21 protein-coding genes are annotated in these 16,460 nt (G+C 44.9%); 9 read left to right on the top strand and 12 right to left on the bottom strand.

What is annotated here, in order from left to right:
- Positions 1–171: 171 nt before the first annotated feature.
- Complete coding sequence (locus R7E00_RS07760; protein ID WP_158156766.1) at positions 172–1,380, top strand: DUF2066 domain-containing protein; 1,209 nt, start codon at positions 172–174, stop codon at positions 1,378–1,380.
- A 140-nt stretch (positions 1,381–1,520) separates the two neighbouring features.
- Here the strand turns inward: R7E00_RS07760 and R7E00_RS07755 are convergent, their stop codons facing one another.
- From R7E00_RS07755 to R7E00_RS07740, 4 genes are read right to left on the bottom strand one after another with little or no spacing between them, the layout of a single operon-like run.
- Positions 1,521–1,961 carry a DUF2069 domain-containing protein gene (locus tag R7E00_RS07755; protein WP_005380407.1) on the bottom strand — a complete coding sequence of 147 codons (441 nt, stop codon included), beginning with the start codon at positions 1,959–1,961 and terminating at the stop codon, positions 1,521–1,523.
- Positions 1,962–1,983: 22 nt separating this feature from the next.
- Entirely contained in the window at positions 1,984–2,553 is a 570-nt protein-coding gene (gene wrbA / locus R7E00_RS07750) for an NAD(P)H:quinone oxidoreductase (RefSeq protein WP_005380409.1), read from the bottom strand.
- Positions 2,554–2,904: an arsenate reductase (glutaredoxin) gene (arsC, locus tag R7E00_RS07745; RefSeq protein ID WP_064368710.1), complete on the bottom strand. Its 351-nt coding sequence runs from the start codon at positions 2,902–2,904 to the stop codon at positions 2,554–2,556. It lies immediately after the preceding gene.
- 16 nt (positions 2,905–2,920) lie between these two features.
- On the bottom strand, positions 2,921–4,372 hold the full coding sequence (locus R7E00_RS07740; RefSeq protein ID WP_005394337.1) for a tetratricopeptide repeat protein: 1,452 nt from the start codon (positions 4,370–4,372) through the stop codon (positions 2,921–2,923).
- A 257-nt stretch (positions 4,373–4,629) separates the two neighbouring features.
- Here R7E00_RS07740 and R7E00_RS07735 point away from each other — a divergent pair, with 257 nt between their 5' ends.
- Entirely contained in the window at positions 4,630–4,866 is a 237-nt protein-coding gene (locus R7E00_RS07735) for a sulfurtransferase TusA family protein (RefSeq protein WP_005380414.1), read from the top strand.
- Between the two features lies 1 nt (position 4,867).
- A complete protein-coding gene (locus tag R7E00_RS07730; RefSeq protein ID WP_005389843.1) occupies positions 4,868–5,941 on the top strand; it encodes an AI-2E family transporter in 1,074 nt (357 codons plus the stop codon).
- 77 nt (positions 5,942–6,018) lie between these two features.
- Here R7E00_RS07730 and bcp read toward each other — a convergent pair whose 3' ends face one another.
- Positions 6,019–6,489 (bottom strand): thioredoxin-dependent thiol peroxidase, encoded by a 471-nt coding sequence (bcp, locus tag R7E00_RS07725; RefSeq protein WP_005380418.1) that lies wholly within the window; start codon positions 6,487–6,489, stop codon positions 6,019–6,021.
- Positions 6,490–6,505: 16 nt separating this feature from the next.
- Positions 6,506–7,048 carry a glycine cleavage system protein R gene (locus R7E00_RS07720; protein ID WP_005380420.1) on the bottom strand — a complete coding sequence of 181 codons (543 nt, stop codon included), beginning with the start codon at positions 7,046–7,048 and terminating at the stop codon, positions 6,506–6,508.
- A gap of 476 nt (positions 7,049–7,524) precedes the next feature.
- Here R7E00_RS07720 and dapA point away from each other — a divergent pair, with 476 nt between their 5' ends.
- Entirely contained in the window at positions 7,525–8,403 is an 879-nt protein-coding gene (gene dapA, locus R7E00_RS07715; protein ID WP_005380422.1) for a 4-hydroxy-tetrahydrodipicolinate synthase, read from the top strand.
- Between the two features lie 80 nt (positions 8,404–8,483).
- Positions 8,484–9,503 carry an outer membrane protein assembly factor BamC gene (gene bamC, locus R7E00_RS07710; protein ID WP_005380424.1) on the top strand — a complete coding sequence of 340 codons (1,020 nt, stop codon included), beginning with the start codon at positions 8,484–8,486 and terminating at the stop codon, positions 9,501–9,503.
- Between the two features lie 106 nt (positions 9,504–9,609).
- Here the strand turns inward: bamC and R7E00_RS07705 are convergent, their stop codons facing one another.
- From R7E00_RS07705 to R7E00_RS07690, 4 genes are read right to left on the bottom strand one after another with little or no spacing between them, the layout of a single operon-like run.
- Entirely contained in the window at positions 9,610–9,813 is a 204-nt protein-coding gene (locus R7E00_RS07705; RefSeq protein ID WP_005380425.1) for a DUF2897 family protein, read from the bottom strand.
- Complete coding sequence (locus R7E00_RS07700; protein WP_025768261.1) at positions 9,810–10,508, bottom strand: M15 family metallopeptidase; 699 nt, start codon at positions 10,506–10,508, stop codon at positions 9,810–9,812. The genes R7E00_RS07705 and R7E00_RS07700 overlap by 4 nt, the downstream gene beginning before the upstream one ends.
- 14 nt (positions 10,509–10,522) lie before the next feature.
- Entirely contained in the window at positions 10,523–11,659 is a 1,137-nt protein-coding gene (dapE, locus tag R7E00_RS07695) for a succinyl-diaminopimelate desuccinylase (protein WP_005380429.1), read from the bottom strand.
- A gap of 18 nt (positions 11,660–11,677) precedes the next feature.
- Positions 11,678–12,028 carry an ArsC family reductase gene (locus tag R7E00_RS07690; RefSeq protein ID WP_005380431.1) on the bottom strand — a complete coding sequence of 117 codons (351 nt, stop codon included), beginning with the start codon at positions 12,026–12,028 and terminating at the stop codon, positions 11,678–11,680.
- 291 nt (positions 12,029–12,319) lie between these two features.
- On the opposite strand from R7E00_RS07690, the gene R7E00_RS07685 reads away from it, so the two are divergent.
- Positions 12,320–12,607, top strand: a complete 288-nt coding sequence (locus R7E00_RS07685) for a winged helix-turn-helix domain-containing protein (protein WP_005380433.1) — start codon at positions 12,320–12,322, stop codon at positions 12,605–12,607.
- Positions 12,608–12,641: 34 nt separating this feature from the next.
- Here the strand turns inward: R7E00_RS07685 and R7E00_RS07680 are convergent, their stop codons facing one another.
- Together R7E00_RS07680 and R7E00_RS07675 are read right to left on the bottom strand one after the other, a co-directional pair.
- On the bottom strand, positions 12,642–12,974 hold the full coding sequence (locus R7E00_RS07680; protein ID WP_025768262.1) for a DUF4156 domain-containing protein: 333 nt from the start codon (positions 12,972–12,974) through the stop codon (positions 12,642–12,644).
- A 3-nt stretch (positions 12,975–12,977) separates the two neighbouring features.
- On the bottom strand, positions 12,978–13,331 hold the full coding sequence (locus R7E00_RS07675; protein WP_169630860.1) for a DUF2956 domain-containing protein: 354 nt from the start codon (positions 13,329–13,331) through the stop codon (positions 12,978–12,980).
- A 144-nt stretch (positions 13,332–13,475) separates the two neighbouring features.
- On the opposite strand from R7E00_RS07675, the gene R7E00_RS07670 reads away from it, so the two are divergent.
- From R7E00_RS07670 to R7E00_RS07660, 3 genes are all read left to right on the top strand, one after another.
- Positions 13,476–13,961 carry a DUF2919 domain-containing protein gene (locus R7E00_RS07670; protein WP_025768263.1) on the top strand — a complete coding sequence of 162 codons (486 nt, stop codon included), beginning with the start codon at positions 13,476–13,478 and terminating at the stop codon, positions 13,959–13,961.
- Between the two features lie 46 nt (positions 13,962–14,007).
- On the top strand, positions 14,008–14,910 hold the full coding sequence (locus R7E00_RS07665; RefSeq protein WP_262606230.1) for a Dyp-type peroxidase: 903 nt from the start codon (positions 14,008–14,010) through the stop codon (positions 14,908–14,910).
- A 146-nt stretch (positions 14,911–15,056) separates the two neighbouring features.
- Positions 15,057–16,196, top strand: a complete 1,140-nt coding sequence (locus tag R7E00_RS07660) for a flagellin (protein WP_005380443.1) — start codon at positions 15,057–15,059, stop codon at positions 16,194–16,196.
- Positions 16,197–16,460: the final 264 nt, after the last annotated feature.

Genomic DNA, 16,460 nt, shown 5'->3' with positions numbered 1-16,460 from the left:
GAGATAGCTTAATAAGCAATGAGTTTATTATAAAAAATAGCACTGAAGCGCTGGTTGAGGCCCGAGTTAACAAAGCTGGTCATAATACAGACAATTTACTCAGTACTTACCTTGCTCAAGATTTGATAGTTGCTTATTATTCGGGTTCTTGTTCAGAGGATTATAAAAACTATGCGCTATTTAGCTCTCTTACTGATAGGTTGGTTGTCCCTACCAGTATATGCATTAACTCAGGTGGATATCTATCGTGCCGAAGTGGTTATCGACAGTGAGCAGAACGACGGTGAGTCTTTGGCTCGTCAACAAGGTATGCAGGATGTGATTATTCGAGCGACCGGTTCTCAATCCTCTTTAAGCAATCCAGTGATTAAAAAGGCACTTAGCTCAAGTGCGCGTTACATTTCTCAACTGAGCTATGGACAGGTTGATGGAAAAGCGAGCTTAAAAATGTTGTTTAACAACGACCAAATCAGCTCTCTTTTAACACAAGCACAATTGCCATCTTGGTCGCCAAATCGTGCCAATATTTTAGTTTGGATGGTTGAAGAACAGGGTTACGATCGTAACATTGCGTGGGAACATTCTGAATCTTCAAATGTTGCAGCACTTCGTAGCGCAGCGAAACTAAGAGGCCTACCAATCACTATCCCGGTTGGGGATTTTGATGATGTAACCGGTGTTAATGTCTCTGATCTTTGGGGCGGCTTTATTGAGCCAATTGGTCAAGCCAGCCAGCGCTACCCAGCTGACGCCGTTTTGGTTGTACGAGCTCAAGGTGAACAAATTCGTTGGACACTCTACGACCAGTCGCCAACGAGAATTGTAGAAGCGCAACGTTCTCCGCGCAGCGGGTCTGCATCAGGTGCTAATGCTATTGCAGAAATGGTGGATGGCATCGCAGACTACTATGCAAGTAAGAGTGCAGTTGTGGTTTCAGGAAAGTCTTCAAAAGCGCTAGCAGTGAAAGTCCTTAATGTAACCTCTGCCACGGACTTCTTCCGTTTAGAGAATGCGTTAAAACAACTTAATTCGGTTGCGGGTACAGAGATTAAGCGTGTTCAAGGGGACGAGTTAACGCTCAACATCCACCTTTTGGCATCACAACAAGCTTTTGAGAAAGAAGCTTCTTCTATTTCTCAATTAATGGTTTTTGAAGATCCTTTAGGTGAAGTTGATGCCCCAGCTTCAACTCAAGAAGAAGAGCCATTGGTTCAGAGTAATGAAGCAAAAGACGCCGCGACGCCAAAAGAAGCGCAGCCTGAAGTACCAGTAAATGTTGTGGCAGAAGCAAGTGACGAAACACAGCCAACTCAGCCGATGATTGTGGAGCCTGTCCGAGAACAGTATGACTTGATCTACGAGTGGCGCTCGGCATCGTAATCGCCTTCGTAGCGTTCCAGGCGTGAAACGCAAGGATCAAAGACCAATGTGGTAAGCATAAAAAAGAGTCGCAATAGCGACTCTTTTTGTTTTCTAAATTCGTATTCGAACCAATGATCAGTGATTGACTGCAATTGGCGTTATTTATTGAATTTCGCTTTTTCTTCTTTTTCTACTTGAGAGAGGCGTTTCAACTTAAGACCTAGCTCTTTGCCTCTCGCTCTAGCAAACAAAATATTGCCAGCGAAACCGAGTGAAGTCAGTATCAGTTCCACTGCCGCAAGCCAGCGTTCACCCCCATCCACATAAAGGATGGTCAGCGCATGCAAGAAATACAGCATAAGAACAAAGTTAGCCCAAGCATGAGTGTAAGGCTTACCAGCTAAAATACCAGGTAACGGAAGTAGTAGCGGAATACACCAAGCAATAGCAAGTGTTGTGCTGCTGAGGTGAGGGTGAGGGGATAACGCAAGCTGCCAAATAGCGACCCAGGCTAATAAGGCTAAGTTGCCAAATAAAGCCAGGTAACGATAGGTTTTAGCCTGTGTACCGAGTGGTGTTTGGTCTAAAGAGTCAGACATCGATTAACTATCCTTGATTTTACTAACAGACTTTTAGTTTTAACGCTGCAGTTGCCAGCCTTTTGCCTAATTGTTGTGCCAGGCGAATCTCTTCACTGCTTAGGGTTGCCTCATGGCCTACACTGCTGGCGCCATACGGAGTGCCTCCGGACTGCGTAGTGTGTAACTCTGGCTCGGAATAAGGAATGCCCAAAACCATCATCCCGTGATGCAATAAAGGGGTCATCATGCTTTGTAACGTTGTTTCTTGACCACCATGCATCGAGGACGAAGAGGTAAAGACACAAGCAGGCTTATCGATTAAGTCACCACTGACCCATAAAGATGTAGTCTGATCCCAGAAGTGCTTTAAAGGCGCAGCCATGTTGCCAAACCAGACGGGACTGCCAAACGCTAGACCGTCGCACGTTTTCAGTTCCTCTAGAGTAACAATTGGATCAGAAGGGGAGTGTGAGTGAGGTGACAATTCTTCAACTGTACGCAAAATTGCTTGGCATTGAGGAGTCGATTCGACTCCTCTTGCTATTTGTCTTGCCAGTTGTTTTGTCGAGCCATGACGGCTGAAATACAAAATAAGGATCTGGCAATCCATTTATAAAATATCCAACACTTGCTCTGGTGGGCGACCAATTTTTGCTTTGCCGTTGGCAACGACTACCGGACGCTCAAACAACTTTGGATTTTTCGCCATTGCTTCGAATAATTGCTCATCGCTGACGGAGTCTTCGCCTAAGCCAAGCTCTTTATATTCAGTTTCTTTAGTGCGCATCATTTCACGTACAGATGAAAAGCCAAGCTGGGCGTACAGCGCTTTTAGTTCATCCACGTTAAGTGGTGTGTCTAGGTATTTGACGACTTCCGGTGTAACACCATTTTGCTCAAGCAGTTCAAGTGTTTGACGGCTCTTTGAGCAACGAGGGTTGTGATAAATCACGACTGACATGGTTTTCTCCATTTCGTTATTGTAATGCCATGAATCGATCTCTTTGGATCATGAGTTGGTCGATACGGGCATCGTATCGCGCTTGCTCTAAGCTGCCCAACTTGGCCATTTTACTTGCTTCACTATAATATTGAATCGCTTTATTCCAATTTGCTCGCAATGCCAAAATTTCCGCTCGAGCAGCCAATTCTTCATCGCTACGCCCTAGCGCGTGGTAGCTCTTCGATATTAGGTGCCAGCCATTTGTATCTTCAGGATAGTCATGAGTGTATCTTTGAAGAACTCGCGTGGCTTGATCGTTTTTATTGTCCTCAAGTAGCGCATTGGCGTAGTTAATGGTTAATACTTTATTTTGAGGGTTACGAGATAACGCTTTACGGAGCATCTCGGTCGCTTTTTCTGGCTGCTTCTTCTCGATATATAAATCCGTCATAGCGTCCAAGTAAAACGGGTTACTTGGGTCTTGTTCCAGTAACTTTTTCAAAATTGGTTCCGCTTGAGATAGGCGTTTATTGTCTAAATGCACGAGTGCTCGACCATAATCAAAAGCAGGTGTAATGTCCGCAGAGGCTTTCTTTTGAGTTCGCTCAAACCAGCTCAGGGCGGCTTGTCCATCAATGCCAGCGTAACGAGCCACAATGCGCGCGCGAGCTAGATGATAGTCTATTGAAGGCACAACACGCATTGGAGGATAGGTTCTTGCTCGCGCACGGCTATCGGTAATTCGATCTTCAGGCAGAGGGTGAGTCAGGAGCATTGGTGGCGGTTTACTCGCATAACGATACTCATCAGCAAGACGGCCAAAAAACCTTGGCATTGCTTGAACATCAAAACCGGCTTTTGCTAGTGTCGAAATACCAAAGCGATCCGCTTCTTTTTCGTTTGCACGAGTGTAGTTGATTTGACTTTGCATGTTGCCCGCGGTTGCTGCTGTAATTGCAGCCATCCCCGCTTCGGGTGAGGCAATTGAAAGCAGTAGTGCCCCCGCAAGTGCGGCTAATGTGGCCGGAGAGCGGCGTGCTTGTTCTTCCATACTCCGAGCAAGATGACGTTGTGTGACGTGCGCTATCTCGTGAGCGACAACAGAGGCCAGCTCACTTTCTGAACGAGCATGAAGAAACAACCCAGAATGCAGCGCTACATAGCCACCAAAAAATGCGAACGCGTTGATATTACGGTCGCGAATCATAAAGAAGTGGAACGGCGTTTTTACATCATTCGCATTGGCCACTAATTTGTGCCCAAGAGAGTCAATATATTCATTGATGACAGGGTCATTAACGATAGGTTTACTGGCTCTGAGCATACGCATATAGGCGTCGCCATAAATCAACTCTTGGTCTATTGAAAGCGTGCCACCAGCAGCTGTGCCAATGTCTGGCAAGTCAATGCTATTGGCATAAGTTGTCGGCGAACTGATGGCAGCAGCAAGACATAAGCAAACTAGCGAGCGAGTGCGTTTTAACATACGTTTAAAAGGTTCTCCAAAATACATAAGCATGTGGTTACAGGTCGAGAGCCTATTAACAGCGCCACATACGTTTTGGTTATCCGTGAGGATATAAGCTAACAGTAAGACCGGAAATAAATGAATTGGTTTCGTAAATTATTTTACATCCGAGCTATTTCAGCATGTGGTTAAATCATGTCAGAAGTGCTAGCACCAGCTCAAAAAGCCGTTACAATACAACCCTATCATAAGTGCAGAGCAATACAATGGAATCCATGTTACTTGATTTGCGTGAGCAACGTTGTCCTATGGCACTGTTACTTGCAAAGCGTCATGCTGCTGAGGTCTTTCAAGGAGAAGCAAAGCAGTATCATCAACTTGTCATTCAAGTAGTGGACAACAGCTCTAAACGAGACATTGTGAACTATCTTAGTGCCCAAGGGTACTCGGTTGATTGCCAATCTACATCAGAGCACTACACATTGACTGTCTTCAATAAGGAATCCGCATAAGATGTTTGAAATGGTTAGTCGTTGGTATAAACGACGTTTCTCTGACCCTCACGCAGTAAGTCTCGTCGCGATCTTGCTGTTTGGCTTTATCACCATTTACTTCTTTGGACACTTGATTGCGCCATTACTTGTCGCGATCGTTTTGGCTTATCTACTTGAATGGCCAGTTGTCAAAATGTGTCGTATGGGCGTGCCGCGCACTTTGTCGGTTATTATCGTGATCTTGGTCTTTGTCGGGTTAATGTTAATTGCGTTGTTTGGCTTGGTTCCGACGATTTGGACTCAGGTCGGTAATCTAATTAACGATATTCCGAACATGTACAACGGGCTACAAAAGTTTATTGTCACATTGCCAGAGCGCCATCCTGAACTAGCCAATTTAGAAATAGTAGAAACCGTGGTGACGAACGCCAAAAACCAAGCACTGGGGCTGGGTGAAAGTGTCGTCAAAGGGTCGCTTGCTTCATTAGTTAGCATTGCAACGCTAGCGGTATATTTGATCTTAGTGCCACTCCTTATCTTCTTTTTGCTTAAAGACAAAGAAGAAATGCTGCGAATCGCAAGCGGTATTCTGCCGAAAAACCGTAAATTGGCGAATAAAGTTTGGCATGAAATGAACGAGCAGATATCAAATTACATTCGCGGTAAAGTGTTAGAGATTTTAATCGTGGGCGGTGTGAGCTACGTGACTTTTGCCCTTTTAGATCTTCGTTACTCGGCGTTGCTTGCCGTAGCCGTTGGTCTGTCGGTTTTGATTCCTTATATCGGTGCGGCGGCTGTTACTGTACCTGTTGCTATCGTTGGTTTGTTCCAATGGGGTTTAACGCCTCCGTTTTATTGGTTGTTGCTTGCTTACGGTATTATCCAGGCGCTGGATGGTAATGTGTTGGTTCCTGTTCTGTTTTCCGAGGCAGTAAACTTACACCCAGTTGCTATCATTGTGGCTGTATTAGTCTTTGGTGGGCTGTGGGGTTTTTGGGGGGTGTTCTTCGCCATTCCTTTAGCGACATTAGTCAAAGCCGTATGGCATGCATTACCAAGCACGGAAGAAAACGAACCTGTCGAACAAGAGTAGTTGTTACCAAAGGTACGATGGTTAAAAGAAAGCCCAGCAGTTTGCTGGGCTTTTTGTTTGTAGAAAAACAATAGCGTTTAAGCGTTTTCGTTTAAGTAGTTTAATACGACTTCGTGGTGATCTTTGGTTTTGAACTTGTTGAACACATGTTCGATCACGCCTTCTTCATTGATCAGAAAGCTAATGCGGTGAAGACCGTCGTATACTTTGCCCATGAATTTCTTTTCGCCCCAAACGCCGAACTGGTCAGCAACGGCATGGTCTTCATCAGAAAGCAGAGTGAAGTTTAAATCATCGCGCTCGATGAACTTGCCTAGGCGCTTTACAGGGTCGATGCTTACGCCGAGTACCACCACGTTATGTGCATCGAGTTCAGCTTTGATGTCACGAAGGCCTTTTGCTTGTGTAGTACAACCCGGCGTCATCGCCTTAGGGTAAAAGTAGAAAAGTACTTTCTTGCCTTTAAAGTCTTCAAGAGAAACGGTATTTCCGTCTTGGTCGAGCAAAGAGAAGGCTGGCGCTGGCGAGCCTGCTGTCAGCGTATTCATTTTGATTTCCTTTACTTTATAGTGTGTTTTTAATGAAATTCAGAGAACCTTGTACGTTGAGCGACTTACAAAGTTCATCGAAGTCTTCTTGTAACTGCATCAAATTAAAATCCGCGCTTACAGATGCAGTAATCGCAATGTGAAACTGGTCAGAATCGAGTTGAATTTTCGACTTGCTGATGGTTTGCGCGCTAAGAGAGTCTAAACCAATCTGCTGATCAGCGAAGAACTTAGTAAATTTTTCAGTTAACCCAGGGCGGTCTTCAGACTCAATAAACACTTCCATGGTGTAGCTGTTATCGAGCAGTTCGTGCGCCGCTGTGCGTTTCATGATCGTAATAAGGTCATGTTCTTGGCCAAGCAGGGGCAATTGCGTTTCAACTCGAGTCACGCTGCTGGCGTTCCCAGTCAGGAGCATGATCAGCGTAAATTCGCTGCCAAAGATAGCGATACGGCTATCGACTATGTTACAACCAGCTTGAGTAACGAGCTGTACGACTTGGTTACAAATGCCTGGACGGTCCGTTCCAACTGCTGTAAGTACCAGATGTTGCTTCATAAATGAGCTTCTTGTCCTTTCTTCAATAGAGAGATGTTAGCACAGATATTGCGAAGAAATATCGAGCCAGTTCTTTTTTAGTCCATAAAAAAGCAGTCGGAGCTTGAGGGGAGTGGTGGGAAATAAACAGTAAATGCAGGCTATAGGATAAACAAAACGTTTGCATGATGTGCTTGCCTATTGTCTGGCCGTTTTATTCACTTAGATCTGACTTGGCTAACAAGACCAGAGAGTATATTTTCCTTGCTTGTGCTCTTCAGTATTTTCCAAATCACTGATAGATTCTAAAGTCACTCGAAAGCCCAACACGATTATCAATATTGCCGTTAATCAAACCAAATAGAGCAATTAAGTTGCTAGACCTCTAACAACTGATAATTATTCATTCATTTGTACTTTGTAAGCGAGTTTACGCTCTTGTGTTTTTCAATCGCATTACAGTACCATGCAGAAAGAGTTAAATGAGGGAGATAAACATGTTTTCAGGAAGTATCGTAGCGCTGATTACGCCATTCAAAGCAGATGGCGAAGTAGACTTTGACGGTCTGCAAAAGCTAGTAGAGTACCACGTTGAAGCGGGTACAGACGGTATTGTGGCAGTAGGCACAACAGGTGAGTCAGCGACACTGACCATTGAAGAGCATGTAAAGGTCGTTAATAAAACTGTTGAGTTTGCCGACGGTCGCATCCCTGTGATTGCTGGCACGGGTGCAAATGCTACCCATGAGGCAGTAACATTTAGCAAATTACTGGCTGATTCTGGTATTGCTGGCTTCCTGAGTGTGACACCGTATTACAACAAACCAACTCAAGAGGGTTTGTTTTTACATTACAAGGCAATTGCCGAAGCGAGTGATGTGCCTCTAATTTTGTACAACGTACCAGGCCGTACTGCTGTTGATATGCAGCCAGAAACAGTGGCACGCTTGTCAAAGCTTGATAATATCGTGGCTCTAAAAGATGCAACGGGCGATTTGGAACGAATTGCAATTCATCGTGAACTTTGTGGCGAAGATTTTATCTTACTAAGTGGCGATGATGCGACAGGGCTGGATTTTGTGAAACTTGGCGGCAATGGTGTTATCTCGGTAACGAACAATATTGCAGCTAAAGACATGGCAGACATGTTCCATTTGGCAAGTGAAGGTAAGTACGAAGAAGCAGAAGCGATTAACCAACGCTTGATGACTCTACACAAAAACCTTTTCATCGAAGCAAGCCCTATCCCAGTAAAATGGGCAGCGCAAAAGCTTGGTTTGATTGAAGAAGGTGGTTTGCGTCTTCCTTTAACTACGCTTTCTGAAAAATCGCAGCCGATCGTCGAGCAGGCGCTAACAGACGCCCATATTTATTAAGATTGAGCTATTAAGATTGAGTTACTAGGATTGAAGTTCATACTGGGGGCCAAAGCGCCCTCGGTGTTTTAGGAGTATAGATGAAGCTTTCAAGCCAGTTAGTGTTAAGTTCATTAGCTGTATTCGTATTGACTGCCTGTTCAGGTGGTGCCAATCAACGTCGTCAAGCAAAAGATGACTTCGAGTATTTGAACTCCCCCAATTTGGGTGAGTGGAATGTCCCACAGGGTGCACAGCCTCAGTTTTACCCTAACTACGAGATCCCTCAGGGTAACTACGCTGGTGGTGTCGGTAAAGATGTCGACATTCGTCCACCTCAACAAGTCCTAGAGCTTATTCCCGGTGCACGTCTAGACCGCAGTAGTGATGGTGAAGTGACACTTTGGCTACTTCGTAAAGATGAACTAGATAAAGTTTGGCAAACGGTGCAAAACATGGTCGCGGCCAACGAGATTCCAGTTGAAAGCCAAACAGACTCTCGCATCGAGACAGGATGGGTGACTTGGGATTCGCCAGATGAAGAGCTAGAAATTGGCAGCCGATATGAAATCGTACGCGCTGAAGCAAATGGTCGACACGGCTTTAAGGTGAGCCTTATTGACTGGCGTGAAGGCAATCAAGTGAAAGAAGTAACGGCGACCAACCGTGAGCGCTACAATGTGTTCATGACGAACTTGGTCACCGCTCGCTACGATCAAGAAGTGCGTGAAGAAGCACAGCGTAAAGCGCAAGAGTTGGTTAAACAGATCCCAATCACAATGGGTAAAGACCGCAGCGGACTTCCAGTGATTATCGCGCGTGCGCAATACAACATGCTTTGGCAGCGTCTGCCTAATATTCTACCTAAGATGGGCTTTAAGATTGAAGAGCGTAGCCAGTCTCAGGGCACAATCACTGCGAAATATGCGTCTCCGGATGATGAATTCTGGAACGATATCGGCGTTAAACCAGTGGAGTTAGCCGCTGGTAAGTACACATTCTTACTTGGTGATTTAGGCAACCGTACGTCTATCAATATCACCGACTCCTCTGGCAAGCCAGTAGAAGAAGAGTTTTTGAAATCACTAGCGCCTGTATTGGCTGCAACAGTGAAGCAGTAAACAAAGCGAGCTTAACGCGGCGTGTTTACTTAATGATAGAAAAGGGACCTAGTGGTCCCTTTTTTGATGTTTAGATTAAATGTGTCGAGATGAAGCTGGTGAGTAACTAACGAGGCTCGTTTTTGTTTTTATCTTCTTCAGCGTAGCGCTGTTTATCCAATGTGTTCAGCTTATCTAAATCGTTCTTACGGCTTTTATCCATCTGACCAAACTTCATTTTTGCGGTATATTTGAGTGCGGCAATATTACCAATGACCACGCTCAACACTACAATAATAATGACCCAAGGATTGGTTAGTATTTCTATCATAGAGCCTCCGGCGGCGTGATATTGTGAATAAATTTGGCAACGACGTTATCCAAATTATTCAGTATGACGTCAATCCCTGCAATGTTGTCGGTCTGATTTTGTTTAATCAACTGGCTTCTGAGTACATCAAGCGTCAACTGCTCGAGGCATTGCTGCCCGACAGCGCGGTGACTAATGTGCCAAGGCTCAATCGAAACGCCACCTAAATCATGCTGATAAGGGAAGAAGAAACCGAACCGACCAAGGTTGGCTTTTAACCATTGGTAGAACGCCTGCTGGTGGCCTTCAAGATACTCCCAAGGTTCCAACTTGAGTTTGGTGTCAGCAGGCAATAAATTGCGCGCATAGACATCAAAATCACAACCCCAATGATGACGACTTCCTCCGGGCAATGCCGACCAGCGCAAAATGGCCATCAATTTCTCTTCGTCATTTAACTCTGCTTTATTCAAAGGGCGGGAGTTTATGTCGAGAATTGGCAACTCACCAGAAAACTTCCCGTTCCAGATGGCTTTTTGGCGATTAAAGTCACGAAAACCACTGGCGATTTCCATTTTGAAACCTGCTTCGGTTGCGGCATTAATCATCTTCAATAAGTCATTGACTACTTTAGGGTGAAGCATAAATGCCTTTTGCCCCACTAGTGTGGATTGAAGATGGGAATCAGTGATTCCGGTGAGTTGCTCTGGTGTCATTGTGTTCTCGCTGATTACTTCGCCAATAGGTGTTTCAACGTGTTTTCGTACATGTCCGTCAACTTTTCAAGATCGTCGACTTTCACACACTCGTTCACTTTATGAATCGTAGCGTTAACAGGGCCTAACTCTACGACTTGACCTCCCATTCGAGCAATAAAACGACCATCAGACGTACCGCCAGTTGTAAGTAGCGCTGGCTTCGTATCATTGACTTCGGCCACAGCAGCTACAACCGCGTCTAGCAGTGCGCCCGTATCGGTCAGGAATGGGTCACCGTTGAATGTCCATTTTAGGTCGTAGTCCAGCTCATGCTTGTCCAATGTTTCGGTAACACGCTGAACAATTGCGTCATTGTTAAGCTCAGTACTAAAACGTAGGTTGAACTGAACATGGAACTCGCCAGGAATAACGTTAGACGCACCAGTGCCAGCCGATACATTCGGGATCTGGAAACTAGTCGGTGGGAAGTAATCATTCCCTTTGTCCCATTCTGTCGTCGCGAGTTCATGAATCGCGAGTAGAGACTCGTGCACTGGATTGCTGGCTAGGTGAGGGTAGGCCACGTGACCTTGTGTTCCTTTTACCGTTAAATCACCAGTGATGGATCCACGGCGTCCATTTTTCACTACATCGCCAACCACGTCGGTGCTGGATGGTTCACCAACAATACACATATCGATGTTCTCACCACGTTCCATCAACGTTTCTACAACGCGAACGGTACCATTGATAAATGGCCCTTCTTCATCTGACGTAATCAAAAAGCCAATTGAGCCTTTGTGGTCTGGGTTTTCTTCAATGAAGCGTTCGACAGCAACGACCATAGCAGCTAGCGACCCTTTCATGTCAGCTGCGCCGCGGCCATGCAAGTAACCATCAATAATGGTCGGTTCAAACGGATGTGTATTCCAGTGTTCCAATTTGCCAGCTGGTACCACATCGGTGTGGCCAGCAAACGCAAATAGCGGCGCTTCTGAACCACGTCGAGCCCAGAAGTTCGTGGTGTCTTCAAATACCATCACTTCAATTTCAAACCCGAGTGCTTTTAAGCGCTCGATCATCAAATCCTGACAACCTGCGTCTTCCGGCGTTACGGACTGTCTACTGATCAGATCTTTAGCAAGTGCCAATACTGGACTGTCTGTCATCCTTGAGTATTCCTTTATTTAAGAGTTGAAAATGCTAGCGTATTGATCAGCTTTAAAACCGATATGAAGTTGATCATTCACTTTTAAAATTGGGCGTTTAATCATCGCAGGGTTTTCTACCAAAAGAGCGATGGCGTTTTCCTCGTTAAGTGTGTCTTTCTGCTCTTGCGCTAATTGGCGGTAGGTTGTGCCACGTTTATTGAGCACCTGTTCCCAACCTAAAGCGCGACAAAATTCACTTACCATTTCTGCATCAATGCCTTGCTTACGGTAGTCATGGAAGTCGTAAGCAATATCCTCGGCTTCTAACCATTTCTTGGCTTTTTTGATCGTATCGCAGTTGGGAATACCAAACATGGTAATCGACATAGTGTTTCCTTTTTCTTTGTTCTATTTTTCACTGGCGCGGTTAAGACGCACTTAAGTGATTTGGGCTGTTAAAGCATCCTATCAAGAAGCAATCAAACTGACAAAATGCGGTGGAAAATATTTTCAGATAGATTGAGATAACTAATGTCACATAACTTATTTACGATGAATGCGCTATAAATCGAATAAAAATTCGTCTAAATCAAATGGAAAAGTCGAGTTATTGATCAAACGCAACACCTCGCTGAGCAAAAACGAAATAATGAATCAGCACAATTTTAGGAGGTGTCAATGGAATTGAGTCCTGTTTTTGCAAGGCGGCTATATTTGGCCTTGTTGGTGGAAAACCTAGAAAGGCCGAATGTGCCAAAGTTGATCGAAAAAACGGGGTGGCCTCGTCGTACTATTCAAGATGTACTCAAGGCGTTACCTGGGATCGGCATTGAACTCATATTTGTTCAAGATGGCCGACGTCATAATGACGGCTATTATCAACTTTCAGATTGGGGGCCTTTTGATAGCCAATGGGTTCTAGAGCGGGAGAGAGATATCGCTAGCAGTCTTGGATTTCGTGCATAAGCCAGCAATTGCTGGCTTTTTTCATATTCAGGCCTCATCCATTGCAGCGGTAGGCGGAACCCAGTACGCTAAATGAAGTGATAAAATCTTGTGGGGAAACCATAAAAACGGTGTCCGCATCGATAGCCGCTGCATTGTTTTTTAAATCGTTCATCGCGCCTTGCATCATTGCGTCATTAGTCATGAAAATGTAGTTATACCAATGGCCTTCACTTCCGGTGACTTCGCCTTTGTATTCGCATCGCTCAGGGTTGAATTGCGCGTCAATGCGAATATGAACATCTTGACTTTGAGCATGAGTAAGGTGAGAAGGCATCGTGCAACCCGTTAGAAGCACGACAAAAAGTCCAAGTAACAGGCGTTTCATTAGCTATTTCCCCAATACTATGTAAGCAGCAAAGCCAATCCAGCTCAGAACAAGTAGTGTCCAAGGCAGTTTGCTTGATGAATGGTTTGGCGCATCGTCGGTGATATTGTCTTGTTCGATAATCTCTTCATGCTGACGTTGTTTTTCACGTTGCTGTTTTTTCTTCGCTTTATCGGCTTGGCGGTTGCGCTCTTTTTGTTGTTTCTTATATTGCGCGATGCCTTTTTCGATACCTTGAGCGATAAGCTTGGTTTGCTCTTTGGTTTGCCCCGGTTTCTGCGTGGATTTGGCAATTCTCATCGCTTCGGCTTGAGTTTCTTGAGAAGGCGCTGGGGTAGCTGGAGTTCTTTTTTTCATGTTTCTCATCAACGTCGCTGTAAATCTTTGTTTAGTTTACCTGTGTAAGGTGCTGAAATGAACTTCAGTTCTCATCTTTGTTGGCTTGCAACTCTGAAACGATAGGTTAAAGTGACGTTTTTATCACATAAAGAAGAAGATGTTGTGCGCTATTCGTTTGACCAATATGACGCTCATGGATTTTTAAAGGCGCCGATCATTTTATGGGTGGGATGGATGTTTCTTGTGCGTTCATGGGTGGTGTTTGCCATGGCTGGTGTAAGTCGTGATAGTGGCAGCAAGCTACTCGCTATTGTTTACCCAGATTCAAGTACGTTGTATTTAGGTTTGGCGATGGGCATTCCAAGTTTGCTTCTTATGTGGTTAATGGGGCTTCGTCATCCCGACAGAGGATGGGTAAACAGAATTACTCGCTATGGTCGCGAGATCACTTTGATCTTGTGCGGTATTCAACTTGCTCAGACCATGTATCATGTGTACCTAGAACATGGAGTGTTTAATTGGGCAAACGCCCTTACCATTACCTTATTAGCTTGGTTTATGATCTATCTTCTAAATGGAAGATGGGTAAAAGACTGTTTTCATGTGCCACAATTGGCGCACGATGAACAGCAGCATTCAAAGAATTAAAAACAATAACTTCCCACTCTGGGGCAAAGTAATAGAGGAAACCTCAATGTCACAAGCTCAAACGGCGATCGTGCCAGAAGCCGGGCCATTTGCACTGTACACTCAACTCAAAGTGAACCAAAACCGTGAAAACGTATTAGAAAAACTGAAAGCACTGCCAAAGTTGGTGGAAGAGTTAAACATTACCCAGCCGGGTGCAGCGCTGACGCTTTCTATCGCATTCACAAAATCGTTTTGGGAACACCTTAATGTAGACGCGCCAGAAGAGCTTATTGATTTTACTCAACTTGGCGAAGGGGACATCGTAGCGCCTGCATCGGATGTCGATGTGCTGATTCACTGTCACTCTACTCGTCACGACTTGCACTTTTATGTTCTGCGTAAGTTCCTAGAAGAGACGGCACAAGATGTCACCATTGTGGACGAAACATATGGGTACCGTTACCTTGATGCTCGTGATATGACAGACTTCATTGATGGCACAGAAAACCCGAAAGGGGAGGCTCGCGCTGATGTGGCTCTAGTAAAAGAGGGCCCATTTGCTGGAGGCAGTTATGTTATGGCTCAGCGCTTTGAACATAACCTTGCCGCTTGGAATCGATTGAATGTCAAAGCGCAAGAAAAAGTGATTGGTCGTACCAAGCCAGACTCTATCGAGCTAGAAGACGTTCCTGCTGCATCACACGTTGGTCGAGTTGATATCAAAGAAGAAGGTAAAGGTTTGAAGATTGTTCGCCACAGCTTACCATACGGGACGGTGACCGGAGCTCACGGTCTGTTGTTCATCTCTTACTGCAATACACTTCATAACATTAAAGTGATGCTAGAAAGTATGTACGGCGTAACAGATGGTAAAACAGACCAAATGCTTCGTTTCACAACAGCGGTAACAGGTGCGTACTTTTTCGCTCCTTCGCAAGAAATGCTCGCAGAGCTAGCCATCAAGTAAGTTCTCAGACTTTATTTCTTAAGCCCTCCAATTAGAGGGCTTTTGTTTTCTATTTCTATTCCAATCTCTTTTCAAAAAACACTAAACTTTTCTGTTACTTGGTCGATAAGTATCCAAAGCCTTAATTTATTTGGAGTCTGTGTCTCGTGGCGATCACCGTTAATACCAATGTGGCAGCACTCGTCGCACAGCGTCATTTGACCAGTGCAACTGACATGCTGAACCAATCCATGGAGCGTTTGTCTTCAGGGAAGCGTATTAACAGCGCAAAGGATGACGCTGCGGGTCTGCAAATCTCCAACCGCTTGCAATCGCAAATGCGTGGTTTAGATGTTGCGGTTCGCAACGCGAATGACGGCATTTCCATCATGCAAACTGCGGAAGGCGCGATGAATGAGGTGACCAATATCATGCAACGTATGCGTGATTTGTCGCTACAGTCAGCCAATGGTTCAAACAGCAAAGCGGAGCGCACTGCACTGCAAGAAGAAGTGTCTGCTTTAAATGATGAGTTAAGTCGTATTGCAGAAACCACATCTTTTGGTGGACGTAAATTGCTGAATGGCACATTCGGTACATCGTCTTTTCAAATCGGAGCAACGGCTGGTGAAGCGGTACAAATTGGCCTGCGGACCATGCAGCCGGAATCTTTAGGTAGCTTTTCAATGAGCTCATATCAAAGAGTCAGTTCAGATTGGACGGTTCAAAACGGAAATAATGAAATTGTTATCAGCTACCGTGATAACAATTTTGAAGAGCAGGAGATCCGTATTGAAGCTAAAGCTGGCGACGATATAGAAGAACTCGCGACTTACATTAATGGGCAAACCGATAAAGTGAAAGCGTCTGTTAATGAGGAGGGGCAACTGCAGTTACTCATGTCCCACAAGGACGCCATAAAATACCCTGGACCAACCTTCAGTGGTGGCCTGGCTGATGAGTTAGAACTTGGCAAGTATGTCACCGTAAATAGAACGGTAGATAGTATTGATATTAGCACGGTCGGTGGCGCTCAGATGGCGGTCGGCATTTTAGATGATGCTTTGAAAACGGTAGATGGCAGTCGTGCGGAGTTAGGCGCGTATCAAAACCGCTTTAATCACGCGATCAATAATCTCGATAACATCCACGAAAACTTAGCTGCTTCCAACAGTCGTATCCAAGACACTGACTACGCGAAAGAAACCACGCAAATGGTGAAGCAGCAGATTTTGCAGCAGGTCAGTACTTCTATTCTTGCACAAGCAAAACAAGCGCCCAACCTAGCATTAACTTTACTTGGCTGATGAACGGCCTTGCCCGAATTTAACGTAAAACCTGCCTGTATCGACAATTCGAAAAGAAGCTTTAGCGAAAAATGAAAGTTTTTTTGCTTTTTTATCCGCTTTGTCACGATTCCCCCTCCAAACGAATTATTTTCAAAAAAATCCAAAATTTTCTCTAAAGAAAACAGGGCATGCGCCGTTAATAAAAGTAACTTTGAGAGAACTACTTGGTTTTCCGAGACGTCGGAAACCGCTACACCGGAAAATCAATTGGAGAAATCACCA

The organism is Vibrio sp. Vb1755 (assembly GCF_033338635.1).
GTDB classification, from domain to species: domain Bacteria; phylum Pseudomonadota; class Gammaproteobacteria; order Enterobacterales; family Vibrionaceae; genus Vibrio; species Vibrio alginolyticus.
Note: the sequence above shows the minus strand (reverse complement) of the source record. Positions and strands in the feature narration are given on the sequence as shown.